This is a genomic window from Pseudomonas sp. GD03944, assembly GCF_029839275.1.
GTDB lineage: Bacteria > Pseudomonadota > Gammaproteobacteria > Pseudomonadales > Pseudomonadaceae > Aquipseudomonas.
This window is the reverse complement of the sequence record NZ_JAOCAH010000010.1, coordinates 148,317-165,797: the sequence shown is the minus strand read 5'-3', so window position 1 is coordinate 165,797 and position 17,481 is coordinate 148,317. Positions and strand designations below refer to the sequence as shown.

Genomic DNA, 17,481 nt, shown 5'->3' with positions numbered 1-17,481 from the left:
TCAGTCATTCACCAACAAGGATTCGTCCATGAAAGCGCTCGGCAAAATCCTGGGTCTGTTCTTCCTCGGGCTGTTGCTGATCATCGTGGCGCTGGGCTTTGCCCTGACCCACCTGTTCGATCCCAACGACTATAAAGATGAGATTCGCCAACTGGCCCGGGAAAAGGCCAACCTGGAGCTGACGCTCAATGGCGATATCGGCTGGAGCCTGTTTCCCTGGCTCGGCCTGGAGCTGACAGACGCCACCCTGGCCAGCGCCACCACCCCCGACCAGCCTTTCGCCGACCTGCGCCTGCTGGGCCTTTCGGTGCGCGTGCTGCCGCTGCTGCGCAAAGAAGTGCAGATGAGCGATATCCGCATCGACGGCCTCAACCTCAACCTGCAGCGCGACGAAAATGGCCGCGGCAACTGGGAAGATGTCGGCCATCCGCCTCTCCCGGCGGACGCCCCGGCCCAGCAGAGCACCGAAGCCACCCCAGGCGAGGCACCCGAGACCGAGCCCACCACCGCTGCCCAGCAAGGCGCGCCGATCAAGCTGGACATCGACAGCCTGATCATCAACAGCGCCCGCGTGGATTACCACGACGTGCAGAAGGGCCAACAATTCAGCGCCGAAAGCATCCAGCTCACCACCGGTGCCATCCGTGAAGGCGCCGCCATCCCGATCAAACTCAGCGCGTTCTTCGGCACCAACCAGCCGGTGATGCGCGCTCGCAGCGAGCTGCAGGGCGAGCTGCGCTTTGATCGTGTGCTCAAGCGCTATCAGCTGGAAGACGCCCGCCTGTCGGGTGAGGCCTCTGGCGAGCCGTTCGACGGCCAGACCCTGACCTACGCCGTCCAGGGCCAGTTGCTGGTCGACCTGGCCGCCCAGGTGGCGGAGTGGAACGGCCTGAAGCTGTCCGCCAACCAGCTGCGCGCTCTGGGCGAGCTGAAAGTGCGCGACCTGGAAACCGACCCGAAGCTGACCGGGGCCTTCTCGATCGCCTCGCTCAACCTGCGCGAGTTTCTCACCGGCATCGGCCAGAAGCTGCCGCCCATGACCGATGACAAGACCCTCAACCAGTTGGAGCTGGTCACCCGCCTCAGCGGCACGCCGAAGAGCCTGACCCTGGAAGAGCTGAAGCTGAAGCTCGACGAAAGCAGCTTCACCGGGCAGATCGCGGTCGCCGACTTCGCCAAGCAGGCCCTGCGCGTGCAGCTCAAGGGCGATCGCCTGAACCTCGACCGCTACCTGCCGCCACCGGCCAAGGACGACAAGAGCGCCGGTGCCGCGCGCCGCGCCGAGGTCAAGGAAAGCGTCGCCAGTGCCGGCCAGAGCGGCAGCACGCCGCTGCCGAACGCCCCGACCCAGCAAGCCTGGGACGCTTCGCCGGTGCTGCCGGTGGAGGCGTTGCGCAAACTGGACCTGCAGGTCTCCCTGGGGCTCGACCAGCTGACCGTGAAGAAACAGGCCATCGCCAACGCCACGCTCAAGGCCCGAGCCCAGGGCGGCCTGCTGACCCTGGAAGACGCCCGCGGCAAGCTGGGCGACGGCGCCTTCGAAGCCAAGGCCAGTGCCGACGTGCGCCCGGCCATCCCGCTGCTCAGCCTGGAAAGCCGCCTCGACCGCATGCCGGTGGAGCCCTTCCTGAAAACCGAAGAACGCCCGGCGCCGCTCAAGGGCCAGCTCGACTTCCAGACCCGCCTGACCACCACCGGCAACAGCCAGAAAGCCTGGGTCGAAGGGCTCAACGGCAACGCCAGCTTCCTGCTCAATGACGGCGTGCTGGTCGATGCCAACCTGGAACAGCAACTGTGCCGCGGCATCGCCACCCTCAACCGCAAATCGCTGAACAGCGAGCCGCGCGCCAAAGACACCCCGTTCGACACGCTGCAGGGCAACCTGCAGTTCCGCAACGGCGTGGCCAGCAACCCCGACCTCAAGGCACGCATTCCCGGCCTGGCGGTCACCGGCAACGGCGACCTCGACCTGCGCGTGCTGGGCCTGGACTACCGCGTCGGCATCACCATCGAAGGTGACCAGCGCGAAATGCCCGACCCGGCCTGCCAGGTCAACGAACGCTACGTCGGCATCGAATGGCCGCTGCGCTGCCGTGGCCCGCTGGAGCTGGGCGCCAAGGCCTGCCGCCTGGACCAGGACGGCATGGGCAAGGTCGCAGCCAAGCTGGCCGGTGACAAGATCAGCGAGAAGCTCGAAGAAAAACTCGGCGACAAGGTCAGCCCCGAGCTGAAAGACGCCCTGAAAGGTCTGTTCAAACGATGAGTCCCGAGCAGTTTTCCAGCGCCGTACTGGGCTGGTACGACGACCACGGCCGCAAGGACCTGCCCTGGCAGCAGGGCATCACCCCATACCGGGTGTGGGTGTCGGAGATCATGCTGCAGCAGACCCAGGTCAGCACCGTGCTGGGCTACTTCGACCGGTTCATGGCGGCGCTGCCCTCCGTGAAAGACCTGGCCGAAGCCCCCGAGGACGAAGTCCTGCACCTGTGGACGGGCCTGGGTTACTACACCCGTGCGCGCAACCTGCAGAAGACCGCGCAGATTGTCATGGCCGAGCACGGTGGTGAGTTCCCCAGGGACGTCGACGCGCTCACCGCCCTGCCCGGCATCGGCCGCTCCACCGCTGGCGCCATCGCCAGCCTGAGCATGGGCCTGCGCGCGCCGATCCTCGACGGCAACGTCAAACGCGTTCTGGCGCGCTACGTCGCCCAGGAAGGCTATCCGGGCGAGCCCAAGGTGGCCCGGCAGCTCTGGGACGTGGCCGAGCGTTTCCTACCCCAGGACCGCGTGAACAACTACACCCAGGCGATGATGGACCTGGGCGCCACGCTCTGTACCCGCAGCAAGCCGAGCTGCCTGCTCTGCCCGCTGCAGAGTGGCTGCCAGGCGCACATGCTGGGCCTGGAAATCCGCTACCCGATCGCCAAGCCGCGCAAGGCCCTGCCGCAGAAGCGCACGGTGATGCCGATCCTGGCCAACCGCGAAGGCGCCATCCTGCTCTACCGCCGCCCGTCCAGCGGCCTGTGGGGCGGTCTGTGGAGCCTGCCCGAGCTGACCGACCTGCAAGCCCTGGAGCCCCTGGCCAGCCAGCACGCCCTGCACCTCGGACAACGCCGCGAACTGGACGGGCTGACCCACACCTTCAGCCATTTCCAGCTGGCCATCGAACCCTGGCTGGTCCGGGTCGAGTCGCAGCCCAGCGACATGGCCGATGACGACTGGCTCTGGTATAACCTCGCCACCCCGCCGCGCCTGGGCCTCGCCGCCCCGGTGAAAAAACTCCTGAAGCGCGCGGCCGATGCACTGAACACTGGAGAACAGCCATGACCCGCACCGTACTGTGCCGCAAGCACAAGCAAGAACTGCCTGGCCTGGATCGCCCACCGTACCCGGGCGCCAAGGGCGAAGACATCTTCAACAATGTCTCCCGCCAGGCCTGGGACGAATGGCAGAAACACCAGACCCTGCTGATCAACGAACGCCGCCTGAACATGATGAACGCCGAGGACCGCAAATTCCTCCAGGGCGAGATGGACAAGTTCCTCTCCGGCGAGGAATACGCCCAGGCAGATGGCTACGTACCGCCCAGCGAATAAGGCTTTTTTACGTAAACGCCCGTTATCGCTAAATTTTTTCCAACTCGCGCTTGACACCCACCCTTCAAATCCGTCTAATAGCGCCCCGTTGCCCAGGTAGCTCAGTCGGTAGAGCAGGGGATTGAAAATCCCCGTGTCGGCGGTTCGATTCCGTCCCTGGGCACCACTTACCGAGAAACCCCAATTGGACTTCGTCTTCTTGGGGTTTTTTATTTGGCCGTGATTTTGCTTTGGATGAACGGCCAACATTCCTGCCTCCACCTGTCGAGCAGGGGTTCGAATTGCATCGTCGCGACAGGCAACTGCGGTCAGGCGACACCGATACCAACGAGGCGGCCCCTGGCCAGCAAACGGCTTGGCGGTCTGTAAAACGCTATGCTAGGTTGGCGGTCGCCAGACGACCACGTATCGCCTGAGCGCACCCGTATAAAAAGAGGACAACCCATGACCGAGGCTGCGCCCGCGCTAGAAATCCGTGACCTGCACAAGCGCTACGGTGATCTTGAAGTGCTCAAGGGCATCTCCCTCACCGCACGCGATGGCGACGTGATTTCCATCCTCGGCTCGTCCGGCTCCGGCAAATCGACCTTCCTGCGCTGCATCAACCTGCTGGAAAACCCGCACAAGGGTCAGATCCTCGTCGCCGGCGAAGCGCTCAAGCTCAAGGCCGCCAAGAACGGCGAGCTGATCGCCGCCGACAACAAGCAGATCAATCGCCTGCGCAGCGAAATCGGTTTCGTCTTCCAGAATTTCAACCTGTGGCCCCACATGAGCGTGCTCGACAACATCATCGAGGCGCCCCGTCGTGTGCTGGGTCAGAGCAAGGCCGAGGCCATCGAGATCGCGGAAGCGCTCCTGGCCAAGGTCGGCATCGCCGACAAGCGCCACGTCTATCCCAACCAGCTGTCCGGTGGGCAGCAACAGCGGGCGGCGATTGCCCGCACCCTGGCCATGCAGCCGAAAGTGATCCTGTTCGACGAGCCGACCTCGGCGCTCGACCCGGAGATGGTACAAGAAGTGCTTAATGTGATCCGCGCGCTCGCCGACGAGGGTCGTACCATGCTGCTGGTAACCCATGAAATGAACTTCGCCCGACAGGTCTCCAGTGAAGTGGTGTTCCTGCATCAGGGCTTGGTAGAAGAGCAAGGTCCACCCGAGCAGGTGTTTGAAAACCCGAACTCGGCGCGCTGCAAACAATTCATGTCCAGCAATCGCTAACACGGAGCAACAACGCATGCAGAACTACAAGAAGATCCTGCTGGCCGCTGCCGCCACCCTGGCTTTCGGTACCAGCGCTGTCGCCGCTGACAAACTGAAGATCGGCACCGAAGGCGCCTACCCTCCCTTCAACCTCATCGACGCCAGCGGCCAGGTCGGCGGCTTCGACGTGGAAATCGCACAAGCCCTGTGCGCCAAGATGAAGGCCGAGTGCGAAGTGGTCACCTCCGACTGGGACGGCATCATCCCGGCCCTGAACGCCAAGAAGTTCGACTTCCTGGTGGCCTCGATGTCGATCACCGACGAGCGCAAGCAGGCCGTTGACTTCACCGAGCCCTACTACACCAACAAACTGCAGTTCATCGCCCCGAAAAGCAGTGACTTCAAGACCGACAAGGCCAGCCTGAAAGGCAAGGTGATCGGTGCCCAGCGCGCCACCATCGCCGGCACCTGGCTGGAAGACAACATGAACGGCGTGGTCGACATCAAGCTGTACGACACCCAGGAAAACGCCTACCTCGACCTGTCCTCGGGCCGTCTCGATGGCGTGCTGGCCGACACCTTCGTGAACTGGGAATGGCTCAAGAGCGACGCCGGCAAGGACTTCGAGTTCAAGGGCGACCCGGTATTCGACAACGACAAGATCGGTATCGCCGTTCGCAAGGGCGACGCCCTGCGTGAGCGCCTGAACACCGCCCTGGAAGAGATCGTTGCCGACGGCACCTACAAGAAGATCAACGACAAGTACTTCCCGTTCAGCATCTACTAAGCAGCCAGCCCTGCGCCGCCCCTCGGGCGGCGCAGGCTTCTGAGTTTCCATGACTTTCGACCTCCACGGATTCGGCCCGGCACTGGCCGCCGGCACCCTCATGACCATCAAGCTGGCGCTCAGCGCGCTGTGCCTGGGTCTGGTGCTCGGTCTGCTCGGCGCCCTCGCCAAGACTTCTCCGTACAAGCCGTTGCAATGGCTTGGCGGCACCTACTCGACCATCGTGCGCGGCATCCCCGAACTGCTCTGGGTGCTGCTGATCTATTTCGGCACCGTGAACGCCCTGCGCGAACTCGGTGAGTTCCTGGGCGTCGGCAGCCTCGAGCTGGACCCGTTCGCCGCCGGTACCATCGCCCTCGGCCTGTGCTTCGGCGCCTACGCCACCGAAGTGTTCCGTGGCGCGATCCTCGCCATTCCCAAGGGCCACCGCGAAGCGGGCCTGGCCCTCGGCCTGTCCAAGGCCCGTATCTTCCAGCGCCTGATCCTGCCGCAGATGTGGCGTATCGCCCTGCCGGGCCTGGGTAACCTGTTCATGATCCTGATGAAAGACACCGCCCTGGTGTCGGTCATCGGCCTGACGGAAATCATGCGCCGCTCGCAGATCGCCGTGACCGCCAGCAAGGAGCCGTTCACCTTCTTCATGGTGGCCGCCTTCATCTACCTGGGCCTGACCATCCTCGCCATGATTGGCCTGCACTTCCTCGAGAAGCGCGCCTCCCGCGGTTTCATCAGGAGCAGCCAATGAACTGGGAATTGATCATCAAGTGGCTGCCACGCATGGCCGAAGGCGCCATGCTGACCCTGGAGCTGGTGGCCGTCGCGGTCATCGCCGGGTTGATCCTGGCAGTGCCCATGGGCATCGCCCGCGCCTCCAAGCACTGGTACGTGCGCGCCCTGCCCTACGGCTACATCTTCTTCTTCCGTGGCACGCCGCTGTTGGTGCAACTGTTCCTGGTCTATTACGGCCTGGCCCAGTTCGATGTGGTGCGCCAGGGCCCGCTGTGGCCGATCCTGCGCGACCCATACTGGTGCGCCATCATCACCATGACGTTGCACACCACCGCGTACATCGCCGAGATCCTGCGCGGCGCCATCCAGGCCGTTCCACCCGGCGAGATCGAAGCCGCACGTGCTCTGGGCATGTCCCGCGCCCAGGCCATGCTGCACATCATCCTGCCGCGGGCTGCACGCATCGGCCTGCCGGCCTACAGCAACGAAGTGATCCTGATGCTCAAGGCCAGCGCCCTGGCCAGTACGGTCACCCTGCTGGAACTCACCGGCATGGCGCGCACGCTCAACGCCCGCACCTACGTGACCCTGGAGTTCTTCTTCACGGCCGGCCTGTTCTACCTGGCGATCGCCTTCGTCCTGGTGCGCGCCTTCAAGCTGCTGGAACGCTGGCTGCGCGTCGACGCCTGCCAGGGCCGCTGAGGATCGAGGGCTAAGACGCCCTCGAGCAGAGCCGTCAACACCATGGACTCGAGCCCCCTCAGCGGTGACACCCTGCTCCAGCGCTTCCAGGCGCTGGATGCGTTTCTCCTCGAACACCAGGCACTCTGGAAACCCCGCCCCTTCATTCACCGCGAGCTGCCCTGGGAGCGCGACCATCCACAGCTCTCGCAGTGGCTGCGCGCGCGCAGCCTGCAGGACGCGGAGCACGCGCACAACACGCCCCACGACCTGCCGGCACCCCAGCCGTTTCCGCAGCTGGCCGAACAGGCCCTGCGCCTGAGCCAGGTCGGCCCCCTGGCACAGCATGCACTGCCTGCGGTATCGCCCCACGCCAGCGTGGACGTACCGGGCCGCAAGTGGCAGCAGATCCTGGCATTCGCCGGCAGCACGCAGTTCGCCCGCCCGGTGACACACTGGCTCGACTGGTGCGCCGGCAAGGGCCACCTCGGCCGCGTGCTCGTCCAGGAAGGCCAGGCCCTGACCTGCCTCGAGCACCAGGCCGAGCTGGTCGTCAGCGGGCAGCAACTCAGCCAGAAACTGGGCATCGCGGCGCAGCACCGGCAACAGGACGTGATGGCCGCCGATGCCGGCACCCACCTTCTGCCCCACCACACCCCGGTTGCCCTGCACGCCTGCGGCGATCTGCATGTGCGCCTGATGCACCTGGCCAGCCGCACCGGGTGCACACAGCTGGCAATCGCCCCCTGCTGCTACAACCGCACCGAGGCGTCGCGTTACCAGCCCTTGTCCACCGTCGCCAGCGGCTCACAGCTGACCCTGTCGCGTGACGACCTCGGCCTGCCCCTGAGCGAAACCGTCACCGCCGGTGCCCGGGTCCGGCGTCAGCGTGACCTCTCCATGGCGCGGCGCCTGGCCTTCGACGTGCTGCAGCGCGAACTGCGGGGTATCGATGAGTACCTGCCTACGCCTTCGCTGCCACCGGCCTGGCTCGACAAGGACCTGGCGACCTATTGCGCGGACCTCGCCGAACTCAAGGGCCTGCCCACACCGTCACCTCGGGAGTGGCAAACACTGGAAGCCGAAGGCTGGCGACGCTTGGCCGAAGTGCGCAACCTGGAGCTGCTGCGCGCCCTGTTCCGCCGCCCCCTGGAAGTCTGGCTGCTGCTCGATCGCGCCCTGTACCTGCAGGAACAGGGGTACACCGTGCAACTGGGACAGTTCTGCGATTACAGCCTCACGCCACGCAACCTGCTGCTCCTGGCGGAGCATCACTGAGTTGCTCACACAATCTGTGGATAACTGTGTTGATAGATTCTGGGCAAAGCGCGCAAAGGCCGACCCGGTCGGCGCCAGAGACGACTGATCATTTTTTGATCACATCGCAAAGCCCAATAAAAACAGCCAGTTAGAGCAATCCGCGATACAGCGCACAGAAAATGCGCACGAACGTACCAGCTGCCTCTCGATTGTGCATAAGGGTGTGCCTGCTGATAGCCGAGCCCGTGTCGATCTGCCTCGCAGAGCGCTTTACTCGGCCGAACGAATGGATATAATGGCGCCCCTCAAAGGCCGGTATAGCTCAGCTGGTAGAGCAACTGACTTGTAATCAGTAGGTCCCGGGTTCGACTCCTGGTGCCGGCACCATACGAAGTACCGAAAAAGGCTCACCGCAAGGTGGGCCTTTTTCGTTTTCCGTCTCGATCAAGGTGAGGTAAACAACGTAACAGTCACCAACTCTGCCCCATCCATGGCCAAGACCTAGTCGGTTCTGACAGTCATCAAACGAAAAAAGACCTGCAGCTTCGGCAGGTCTTTTTACCGTTACGCCCAACTGACGGATTACAAGCCCAGCGCCCTGGCCACCCCCGCACCGTAGGCCGGATCGGCCTTGGTGCAGTTATCCACATGGCGCTGCTTGATCATCACCGGGGCATCGCCCATCGCCCTGGCGGTGTTGTCGAACAGGGCCTGTTGCTGCTCCGGGCTCATCAGGCGGAACAGATTGCCCGGCTGCTCGTAGTAGTCAGGGTCCACCCGGTGATCCCAGTTGGTGGCATCCCCTTCCAGCGGCAGCGGTGGCTCGGTCAGTTCGCGCTGGTCCTCCCACTCGCCAAAGCTGTTGGGGTAATAGGACAGGGTCGAACCCAGGTTGCCATCGGTGCGCATCGCCCCGTCGCGGTGGTAGCTGTGGAACGGGCACTTGGGTGCGTTGACCGGAATGTGGTTGAAGTTGACCCCCAGGCGGTAACGCTGGGCATCGCCGTAGGAGAACAGCCGCGCCTGGAGCATCTTGTCCGGCGAGAAGCCCACCCCCGGCACGATGTTGGCCGGCGAGAACGCCGCCTGCTCGACCTCGGCGAAGTGGTTGTCCGGGTTGCGGTTGAGCTCCAGCACGCCCACCTCGATCAGCGGGTAGTCACCGTGCGGCCAGACCTTGGTCAGGTCGAAGGGGTTGTGCTTGTGGTGGCGCGCCTGCTCTTCGGTCATCACCTGGATGCACAGCTTCCAGCGCGGAAACTCGCCCCGCTCGATGGTTTCGTACAGGTCGCGCAGGTTGCTCTCCCGGTCCTGGCCGACCACCTCGGCGGCCTGGCTGTCGCTCAGGTTCTCGATGCCCTGCTCGCAACGGAAGTGGAACTTGGTCCAGACCCGCTGGTTGTCGGCATTGATCAGGCTGAAGGTGTGACTGCCGAAGCCGTGCATGTGCCGGTAGCTCCTCGGGATGCCCCGGTCGCTCATGACGATGGTGACCTGGTGCAGGGCCTCGGGCAGCAGGGTCCAGAAATCCCAGTTGTTGGTAGGGCTGCGCAGCCCGGTGCGCGGGTCGCGCTTGACCACATGGTTCAGGTCAGAAAAACGCAGCGGGTCACGGAAGAAGAACACCGGGGTGTTGTTGCCGACGATGTCCCAGCTGCCCTCCTCGGTGTAGAGCTTCAGCGCAAAGCCGCGAATGTCGCGCTCCGCATCCGCAGCGCCACGCTCCCCGGCTACGGTGGAGAAGCGCAGGAACACGGGGGTCTGCTTGCCCACGCTGGAGAGCGCCTTGATCTTGGTGTAGCGCGTGACGTCCTGGGTCACGGTGAAGGTGCCATAGGCCCCCGCGCCCTTGGCGTGCATGCGGCGCTCGGGGATCACTTCACGGTCGAAATGCGCCAGTTTCTCGAGCAGCCAGATGTCTTGCAGCAGCGCCGGCCCGCGCGGCCCGGCGGTCTGGATATTGAGGTTATCGGCCACCGGCGCCCCGGTAGCATGGGTCAGTTTTTTCTTGGACATGCGCAGCTCCTCAGTTCAGGACGGCAGGCAAGTCAGCGTCGAAACCAGGGACGTGGCGCAGTCGGCCCTTCGCCAGAACGGGCACCGCCACGGCCTTCGCTGAACGTCGCAACGGCGTGATACCCCAGGCCTGCGGCGAACTTGCCGGTGGATTCATACGGGTGTTGGCCAACATGCCTGCGACGATGACCGTGTCGGGGGCCATGCTGTGCGAGCTGGAAGTCTAGATCGGTATTGGCGAAACCGCCGCTGCGCTTGGCGCATCGGCAAGCGGCTGGCGCCATCCAGCCCGTGCCGCTGCTATCGTCTGAAACGGCTCGGCTGGTACTACAGACAGTGCTTGCAGCACCGACCGGCAACCGACAAGCTAGACCCGACTCACACGACACTCTGCCAAGGCCCCTATCATGCGCATCCTTGTCACCGGCGGCGCCGGTTTCATCGGATCGGCACTTGTCCGCCATCTGCTCAACGACACCGAACACAGCGTGTTCAACCTGGACAAGCTGACCTACGCCGGCAACCTGGAATCACTGGCCAGCGTCGCGGACAACCCGCGCTACCAGTTCCTCCAGGCCGATATCGGTGACCAGCCGCGGGTCGCCCAGGCCCTGGCCGACTTCCAGCCGGACGCGATCATGCACCTGGCCGCCGAATCCCATGTGGACCGCTCCATCGACGGGCCCGCGGCGTTCATCCAGACCAACATCGTCGGCACCTACAGTCTGCTCGAAGCCACCCGCGCTTACTGGAGCGCCCTGCCCGAGGCGCGCAAGCAGGCGTTCCGCTTCCACCACATTTCCACCGACGAGGTCTACGGCGACCTGCACGGCGTCGATGACCTGTTCACCGAAACCACGCCCTACGCCCCCAGCTCGCCCTACTCGGCGAGCAAGGCCGCCTCCGACCACCTGGTTCGCGCCTGGCAACGGACCTATGGCCTGCCGGTGCTGCTGACCAACTGCTCGAACAACTACGGCCCCTACCATTTCCCGGAAAAGCTGATCCCGCTAGTGATCCTCAACGCCCTGGATGGCAAGCCGCTGCCGGTCTATGGCGACGGCCAACAGATCCGCGACTGGCTGTACGTCGAAGACCATGCCCGCGCTCTGCTGACCGTGGTCAGCACCGGGCAGGTCGGCGAGACCTACAACATCGGCGGGCACAACGAGCAGAAGAATCTGCACGTGGTGAAGAGCATCTGCGCGCTGCTCGACGAGCTGTCGCCGCGCCAGCCAGGCGGCTCGTACGCCGAACAGATCACCTTCGTCACCGACCGCCCCGGCCATGACCAGCGCTACGCCATCGACGCCGGCAAGATCGAGCGCGAACTCGGCTGGACCCCGCAGGAAACCTTCGACAGCGGCCTGCGCAAGACCGTGCGCTGGTACTTGGACAACCTCGACTGGTGCCGACGCGTTCAGGACGGCAGCTATCAATGCGAACGACTGGGAGTCTCCGTATGAAAGGAATCATCCTCGCCGGCGGCTCCGGCACCCGCCTGCACCCCATCACCCTGGGCGTGTCCAAGCAGCTGCTGCCGATCTACGACAAGCCGATGATCTACTACCCGATCTCGGTGCAGATGCTGGCCGGCATCCGCGACATCCTGATCATCTCCACCCCCCACGACCTGCCGCAGTTCGAGAAGATGCTCGGTGATGGCAGTCAGTTCGGTGTGCGTTTCAGTTATGCCGAGCAGCCGTCCCCCGACGGCCTGGCCCAGGCGTTCCTGATCGGCGAATCGTTCATCGGCCGGGATCCGGTGTGCCTGATCCTCGGCGACAACATCTTCCACGGCCAGCACTTCACCGAAAAGCTGCTGCGCGCAGCCCGCGAAGCCAGGGGCGCCACCGTCTTCGGCTACTGGGTCAAGGACCCTGAGCGCTTTGGCGTGGTCGAATTCGACGAGGGGGGCAATGCCATCTCCATCGAAGAGAAGCCCAAGCAGCCGAAATCCAGCTACGCCGTGACCGGCCTGTACTTCTACGACAACGACGTGATCGAGATCGCCAAGGCGGTCAAACCCTCGCCCCGTGGCGAGCTGGAGATCACCGATGTCAACAATGCCTACCTGCAACGTGGCGACCTGCGGGTCGAACGCTTCGGCCGCGGTTTCGCCTGGCTCGACACCGGCACCCACGACAGCCTGCTGGAGGCCTCCCAGTACGTGCAGACCATCGAACACCGCCAGGGCCTGAAGGTCGCCTGCCTGGAAGAAATCGCCTACCAGCAGGGCTGGATCGATCGCGAACAACTGCTGAAGCAGGCCCAGGCGTTCGGCAAGACCGGCTATGGCCAGTACCTGTTCGGCCTGGCAGAGGAATGACGCATGCAAGTGATCCGCACCCAGATTCCCGACGTGCTCATCCTTGAACCCCGCATTTTCGGCGACGATCGCGGCTTTTTCTTCGAAAGCTTCAATGCGCGCGCCTTTGCCGAAGCCACCGGCCTGGAGCGCGAGTTCGTCCAGGACAACCATTCGCGCTCCCAGCGCGGCGTGCTGCGCGGCCTGCACTATCAACTGCAGCAGGCCCAGGGCAAGCTGGTGCGGGTCGCCGCCGGCGAGGTGTATGACGTCGCGGTCGATATTCGCCGCCACTCCCCCACCTGCGGGCAGTGGGTCGGCGTCCACCTGTCAGCGGAAAACAAGCGCCAGCTCTGGGTACCGGAAGGTTTCGCCCATGGCTTCGTGGTGCTCAGCGAGCATGCAGAGTTTCTCTACAAGACCACCGACTACTACGCCCCCGCCCACGAGCGCTGCATACGCTGGGACGACCCCACGCTGGCCATCGACTGGCCACTGGACTTCACACCGCAGCTGTCGGCAAAGGACCAGGCCGGCAGCCGCTATGACGAAGCGGAGCTGTTTCCATGAACATTCTTCTGATCGGTGCCAACGGACAGGTCAGCCGTGAATTGCAATTGCGCCTGGCAGGCCAGGGACAGGTGATCGTCCGCGGCAGCCAGCAACTCGACCTGGCCAGGCCCGAGCAGATTCGCCAGCAGGTGCGCGACCTGCGCCCGGATCTGATCATCAATGCCGCGGCCTACACCGCGGTCGACCAGGCGGAAAGCGAGCGCGACCTGGCCTTCGCCATCAACGCGACAGGCCCCGGCATCCTTGCCGAAGAGGCCGCCGCGCTGGGCGCTCCGCTGATCCACTACTCCACCGATTACGTGTTCGATGGCAGCAAGGAAACGGCCTACACCGAAGCCGACACCCCCACGCCCCTGGGCGTCTACGGCCAGAGCAAATGGGCCGGCGAACAGGCGATCCAGGCGGTCGGCGGCGCGCACCTGATCCTGCGCACCAGCTGGGTGTACTCCCTGCACGGCCGCAATTTCCTGCTGACCATGCAACGCCTGCTGCAGGAACGGGAAAGCCTCAATGTGGTGGTCGACCAGGTCGGCGCCCCGACCTGGGCCGGCAGCATCGCCCAGACCACCGAACAGATCATCCAGCACTGGCGCAACGACCAGGGCGGCCCCTGGGGCACCTACCACCTGACGGCCCAGGGCGAGATTTCCTGGTTCGGTTTCGCCAGTGCCATCGCCGAGCAGTTGCGCCTGCAGGGCAAACCGGTGGCCCAGTTACAGGCCATTCCCAGCAGCGAGTACCCGACGCCGGCGCGGCGGCCGCTCAATTCGCGCCTCGACTGCAGCCGCCTGCAAAAGGAGTGGTTCGTGCAGCTGCCCGACTGGCCCAGCGCGTTGCTCGAGTGCCTGCACGGTCCCCGCTGAAGCGCGAACGTGCATAATAGGCCGGTTCCCCAGGCGACCGCCCCGATGACCGACCCCGCGCTCATGACCAAACGCCCACGCTGGCGCAGCCTCGCGCTGCTGGCCCTGCTGCTGACGCCCCTGCTGTGGCCGTTGCACCAGTTGGCGGAGCGTTACTACAGCGGCGAGCTGATCGAACAGAACCGCCAGACCCTCGACCTCTACGTCGCCAACCTGCTGGGCAACCTGCGCCGCTACGAAGTGCTGCCGCCGATCCTGGGCGACCTGCCGGCCGTGCGCAACGTGCTGCAGTCACCGGACGACCCCGTCGCCATGGACAAGGCCAACCGCCTGCTGCACAAGGTGCGCGAGCAGGTCGGGGCCGACGTGATCTACCTGATGGATCCCCAGGGCAATACCCTGGCCACCTCCAACTGGGACCAGACAGACAGCTTCATCGACCGCAACTTCGCCTTTCGCCCCTACTTCCGCGAGGCGATAGCCGGGCGCCCCGGGCGCTTTTTCGGCCTCGGCACCACCTCCGGCAAGCGCGGCTACTACTTTGCCGCCGCGGTGCGCGAGGACAACCGCAACCTCGGCGCCCTGGTGGTCAAGGTCGACCTCGACCACACCGAAACCCTGTGGGGCAACACGCCGGAACAGCTGCTGGTGACTGATTCCAATGGCGTGGTGATCCTGACCTCGCGCGGCGACTGGCGCTTCCGGGCCACTCGCCCGCTGGACAGCGCGGAGCGGGCGGCGATTTCCGCCAACATCCCCTACCCCACCCAGTCGCCGCCACCGCTGAAGATCAACGAAAGCGCCTGGCTCCGACAGAACCGCGACCTCGAAGAGATCGACTGGACGGTGAGCATCCTCGCCCCCCGCACCCTGATCGACCGGCCGGTACGTACTGCCGTGGCCATCGGCGGCGCGACTCTGCTGGTGCTGATCCTGCTGGTCGGCCTGGCGATGCAGCGCCGCCGCCACTATCTCGAACGCATCGCCCTGGACACCCGGGCCCGCGCGGAGCTGGAGCAGAACGTCCGGGAGCGCACCCAGGACCTGGAGCTGCTCAACAGCCGCCTCAAGGACGAAGTGCTGGAGCGCGAACAGGCGCAGCAGGAGCTGGTACGCGCCCAGGACGAGCTGGTCCAGGCCGGCAAACTGTCGGCACTCGGCACCATGAGCGCGAGTATCAGCCATGAGCTCAACCAGCCCCTGGCCGCCATTCGCAGCTATGCCGATAACGCCGGGGTATTGCTTGACCACGAGCGCACCGAGGACGCCCGGGGCAACCTCAAGCTGATCAGCCAGCTGACCGAGCGCATGGCTTCGATCATCGCCCATCTGCGTGCTTTCGCCCGCCGCGACCGGCACGCGCCGGAAAGCGTGGCCCTGCAACCGGCCCTGGACGACGCCCTGGCCCTGCTGGCCAAGCGCCGGCGCGCCATGGAGGTCGAGCTGATCCGCGACCTGCCCGAGGAAACCCTGTGGGTGCAGGCCGGCGAAACCCGCCTGCGCCAGGTCCTCGGCAACCTGCTGGCCAATGCCCTCGATGCCCTGGGCGAAAAACCCCATCCGCGGCGTATCTGGCTGAGTGCCGAACGCACCGCGGAGGGCGTCCAACTGCACCTGCGCGACAACGGTCCCGGCTTCAGCGCCGAAGCCCTGCAGCGCGCCCGTGAGCCCTTTTTCACCACCAAGACCAGCGCCCAGGGCCTGGGCCTTGGCCTGGCGATTTGCGACACCCTGATGCGCGCCCTCGATGGCGAACTGCTGTTCGCCAACCACCCCGACGGTGGCGCCCTGTTGACCCTGCGTCTGCATGCCGCTGAACACGGCCTGAAACCCCAGTCGCCCGAGGACTTTGCTGTATGAGCACGACTATCGACGCCCGCACCCAGGTGCTGCTGATCGACGACGACCCCCACCTGCGCCAGGCCCTGAGCCAGACCCTGGACCTGGCCGGCCTCAAGGTCACCACCCTGTCCGATGCCCAGGGGCTGGCCGAGCGCATTGAGCGCGACTGGCCCGGCGTGGTGGTCAGCGATATCCGCATGCCGGGTGTGGACGGCCTGGAACTGCTCAAGCAACTGCACGAGCAGGACCCGGAACTGCCGGTGCTGCTGATCACCGGCCACGGCGACGTGCCGCTGGCCGTGCAGGCCATGCGCGCCGGCGCCTACGACTTCCTGGAAAAGCCCTTCGCCAGCGAAGACCTGCTCGACAGCGTGCGCCGCGCCCTGGCCCTGCGCCGCCTGGTGCTGGACAACCGCAGCCTGCGCATGGCCCTGGCGGACCGCCAGCAGCTGTCCACTCGCCTGGTCGGTCAGTCCCCGGCCATCCAGCGCCTGCGTGAGCAGATCGGTGCCCTGGCCAGCATTTCCACCGACGTGCTGATCCTGGGTGAGACCGGGGCCGGCAAGGAAGTGGTCGCCCGAGCCCTGCACGATCTGTCGAGCCGCCGCGACGGCCCCTTCGTCGCGATCAACGCCGGTGCCCTGGCCGAGTCCGTGGTGGAAAGCGAGCTGTTCGGCCACGAGCCGGGGGCCTTCACCGGTGCGCAGAAGCGCCGCATCGGCAAGTTCGAATTCGCCAACGGCGGCACCCTGTTCCTCGATGAGATCGAAAGCATGACCCTGGAGGTGCAGGTCAAGCTGCTGCGTCTGCTGCAGGAACGGGTCGTCGAGCGCCTCGGTGGCAACCAGCTGATCCCGCTGGACATCCGCGTCATCGCCGCCACCAAGGAAGACCTGCGCCAGGCCGCCGACCAGGGCCGCTTCCGCGCCGACCTCTACTACCGCCTGAATGTCGCGCCCCTGCGCATTCCGCCCCTGCGTGAGCGGGGCGAGGACAGCCTGCTGCTGTTCCAGCACTTCGCCGATGCCGCCAGCGCCCGCCACGGCATGCCGGTGCGCGAACTGCAGCCTGGGCAGCGCGCCCTGCTGCTGCGTAACCCCTGGCCAGGCAATGTTCGCGAACTGCAGAACGCGGCAGAGCGCTTCGCCCTGGGCCTGGACCTGGACCTGGAGCGCCCGCTCGACCAGCACCTGAGCAACGTGCCCCAGGCCGGCAACCTCAGCGAGCAGGTGGAAGCGTTCGAGCGCGCCCTGATTGCCGCCGAACTGACGCGCCCCCACGGTTCGCTGCGCAGCCTGGCCGAAGCGCTCGGCGTGCCGCGCAAGACGCTGCACGACAAGCTGCGCAAGCACGGGCTTAACTTTGCCGACGCTGGCGGGTCCCCGCCAGAGGACCAGGACTGATCGGCAGCTTTCCGCTCATCAGTAGTACTGCGGACGCTCCGACCGCGCGTCGGAGGCTCCCTCAATATGACGTAACAAACTTCTCGTCCTACAATCGAACAGCGTGCCAGTGCTATTCCACGGGCCTCTCACGGCTTTCTGAAAAGTCTGTTGTGTCGCCTGTCACAAGGCTGGCATGACGGTTGCTCTACCCTTCGCGCCAGGCGAACCAACAAGTACAAGT

Annotated in this window: 15 protein-coding genes and 2 tRNA genes; 16 read left to right on the top strand and 1 reads right to left on the bottom strand. The window is 65.1% G+C overall.

Annotated features, from left to right (window positions below; translation table 11 throughout):
• The first annotated feature begins 28 nt into the window (after positions 1-28).
• From N5C28_RS16655 to N5C28_RS16610, 10 genes are all read left to right on the top strand, one after another.
• Positions 29-2,263 (top strand): AsmA family protein, encoded by a 2,235-nt coding sequence (locus tag N5C28_RS16655; RefSeq protein WP_279824040.1) that lies wholly within the window; start codon positions 29-31, stop codon positions 2,261-2,263.
• On the top strand, positions 2,260-3,327 hold the full coding sequence (gene mutY, locus N5C28_RS16650; protein WP_279824038.1) for an A/G-specific adenine glycosylase: 1,068 nt from the start codon (positions 2,260-2,262) through the stop codon (positions 3,325-3,327). The genes N5C28_RS16655 and mutY overlap by 4 nt, the downstream gene beginning before the upstream one ends.
• Positions 3,324-3,596: an oxidative damage protection protein gene (locus tag N5C28_RS16645; protein ID WP_279824036.1), complete on the top strand. Its 273-nt coding sequence runs from the start codon at positions 3,324-3,326 to the stop codon at positions 3,594-3,596. Before mutY ends, N5C28_RS16645 begins: the two co-directional genes overlap by 4 nt.
• A 90-nt stretch (positions 3,597-3,686) precedes the next feature.
• Positions 3,687-3,762 (top strand) — tRNA-Phe (locus N5C28_RS16640).
• Between the two features lie 278 nt (positions 3,763-4,040).
• Positions 4,041-4,814: an ABC transporter ATP-binding protein gene (locus N5C28_RS16635; protein WP_279824034.1), complete on the top strand. Its 774-nt coding sequence runs from the start codon at positions 4,041-4,043 to the stop codon at positions 4,812-4,814.
• Between the two features lie 16 nt (positions 4,815-4,830).
• Positions 4,831-5,583, top strand: coding sequence for an ABC transporter substrate-binding protein (locus N5C28_RS16630; RefSeq protein WP_279824032.1), 753 nt, complete (start codon positions 4,831-4,833; stop codon positions 5,581-5,583).
• A gap of 49 nt (positions 5,584-5,632) precedes the next feature.
• Positions 5,633-6,328 carry an ABC transporter permease gene (locus N5C28_RS16625; RefSeq protein ID WP_279824031.1) on the top strand — a complete coding sequence of 232 codons (696 nt, stop codon included), beginning with the start codon at positions 5,633-5,635 and terminating at the stop codon, positions 6,326-6,328.
• Positions 6,325-7,014 (top strand): ABC transporter permease, encoded by a 690-nt coding sequence (locus N5C28_RS16620; protein WP_279824029.1) that lies wholly within the window; start codon positions 6,325-6,327, stop codon positions 7,012-7,014. The genes N5C28_RS16625 and N5C28_RS16620 overlap by 4 nt, the downstream gene beginning before the upstream one ends.
• A gap of 42 nt (positions 7,015-7,056) precedes the next feature.
• The gene (locus N5C28_RS16615; protein ID WP_279824028.1) at positions 7,057-8,271 is read left to right on the top strand and encodes a methyltransferase; all 1,215 of its coding nucleotides are present in this window, start codon (positions 7,057-7,059) and stop codon (positions 8,269-8,271) included.
• Positions 8,272-8,564: 293 nt separating this feature from the next.
• Positions 8,565-8,640: transfer RNA gene (locus N5C28_RS16610), tRNA-Thr, on the top strand.
• Between the two features lie 195 nt (positions 8,641-8,835).
• On the opposite strand, the gene N5C28_RS16605 is transcribed toward N5C28_RS16610, so the two are convergent.
• Positions 8,836-10,269 (bottom strand): catalase, encoded by a 1,434-nt coding sequence (locus N5C28_RS16605; RefSeq protein WP_279824025.1) that lies wholly within the window; start codon positions 10,267-10,269, stop codon positions 8,836-8,838.
• A gap of 407 nt (positions 10,270-10,676) precedes the next feature.
• On the opposite strand from N5C28_RS16605, the gene rfbB reads away from it, so the two are divergent.
• From rfbB to N5C28_RS16575, 6 genes are read left to right on the top strand one after another with little or no spacing between them, the layout of a single operon-like run.
• The gene (gene rfbB / locus N5C28_RS16600; protein ID WP_279824024.1) at positions 10,677-11,735 is read left to right on the top strand and encodes a dTDP-glucose 4,6-dehydratase; all 1,059 of its coding nucleotides are present in this window, start codon (positions 10,677-10,679) and stop codon (positions 11,733-11,735) included.
• Entirely contained in the window at positions 11,732-12,598 is an 867-nt protein-coding gene (rfbA, locus tag N5C28_RS16595) for a glucose-1-phosphate thymidylyltransferase RfbA (protein WP_279824022.1), read from the top strand. Before rfbB ends, rfbA begins: the two co-directional genes overlap by 4 nt.
• 3 nt (positions 12,599-12,601) lie before the next feature.
• Positions 12,602-13,147: a dTDP-4-dehydrorhamnose 3,5-epimerase gene (gene rfbC, locus N5C28_RS16590; protein ID WP_279824020.1), complete on the top strand. Its 546-nt coding sequence runs from the start codon at positions 12,602-12,604 to the stop codon at positions 13,145-13,147.
• On the top strand, positions 13,144-14,013 hold the full coding sequence (gene rfbD, locus N5C28_RS16585) for a dTDP-4-dehydrorhamnose reductase (RefSeq protein WP_279824019.1): 870 nt from the start codon (positions 13,144-13,146) through the stop codon (positions 14,011-14,013). Before rfbC ends, rfbD begins: the two co-directional genes overlap by 4 nt.
• Positions 14,014-14,058: 45 nt before the next feature.
• Positions 14,059-15,873, top strand: coding sequence for an ATP-binding protein (locus N5C28_RS16580; protein WP_279824018.1), 1,815 nt, complete (start codon positions 14,059-14,061; stop codon positions 15,871-15,873).
• A complete protein-coding gene (locus N5C28_RS16575; RefSeq protein WP_279824015.1) occupies positions 15,870-17,258 on the top strand; it encodes a sigma-54 dependent transcriptional regulator in 1,389 nt (462 codons plus the stop codon). The genes N5C28_RS16580 and N5C28_RS16575 overlap by 4 nt, the downstream gene beginning before the upstream one ends.
• Positions 17,259-17,481 lie beyond the last annotated feature (223 nt).

Coding starts and splice junctions, on each gene's coding strand:
- N5C28_RS16615 (WP_279824028.1), top strand. CDS start 7,057: ATGGACTCGAGCCCCCTCAGCGGTGACACCCTGCTCCAGCGCTTCCAG.
- N5C28_RS16625 (WP_279824031.1), top strand. CDS start 5,633: ATGACTTTCGACCTCCACGGATTCGGCCCGGCACTGGCCGCCGGCACC.
- rfbC (WP_279824020.1), top strand. CDS start 12,602: ATGCAAGTGATCCGCACCCAGATTCCCGACGTGCTCATCCTTGAACCC.
- rfbA (WP_279824022.1), top strand. CDS start 11,732: ATGAAAGGAATCATCCTCGCCGGCGGCTCCGGCACCCGCCTGCACCCC.
- N5C28_RS16635 (WP_279824034.1), top strand. CDS start 4,041: ATGACCGAGGCTGCGCCCGCGCTAGAAATCCGTGACCTGCACAAGCGC.
- rfbB (WP_279824024.1), top strand. CDS start 10,677: ATGCGCATCCTTGTCACCGGCGGCGCCGGTTTCATCGGATCGGCACTT.
- N5C28_RS16605 (WP_279824025.1), bottom strand. CDS start 10,269: ATGTCCAAGAAAAAACTGACCCATGCTACCGGGGCGCCGGTGGCCGAT.
- N5C28_RS16620 (WP_279824029.1), top strand. CDS start 6,325: ATGAACTGGGAATTGATCATCAAGTGGCTGCCACGCATGGCCGAAGGC.
- N5C28_RS16575 (WP_279824015.1), top strand. CDS start 15,870: ATGAGCACGACTATCGACGCCCGCACCCAGGTGCTGCTGATCGACGAC.
- N5C28_RS16655 (WP_279824040.1), top strand. CDS start 29: ATGAAAGCGCTCGGCAAAATCCTGGGTCTGTTCTTCCTCGGGCTGTTG.
- rfbD (WP_279824019.1), top strand. CDS start 13,144: ATGAACATTCTTCTGATCGGTGCCAACGGACAGGTCAGCCGTGAATTG.
- N5C28_RS16630 (WP_279824032.1), top strand. CDS start 4,831: ATGCAGAACTACAAGAAGATCCTGCTGGCCGCTGCCGCCACCCTGGCT.
- mutY (WP_279824038.1), top strand. CDS start 2,260: ATGAGTCCCGAGCAGTTTTCCAGCGCCGTACTGGGCTGGTACGACGAC.
- N5C28_RS16580 (WP_279824018.1), top strand. CDS start 14,059: ATGACCGACCCCGCGCTCATGACCAAACGCCCACGCTGGCGCAGCCTC.
- N5C28_RS16645 (WP_279824036.1), top strand. CDS start 3,324: ATGACCCGCACCGTACTGTGCCGCAAGCACAAGCAAGAACTGCCTGGC.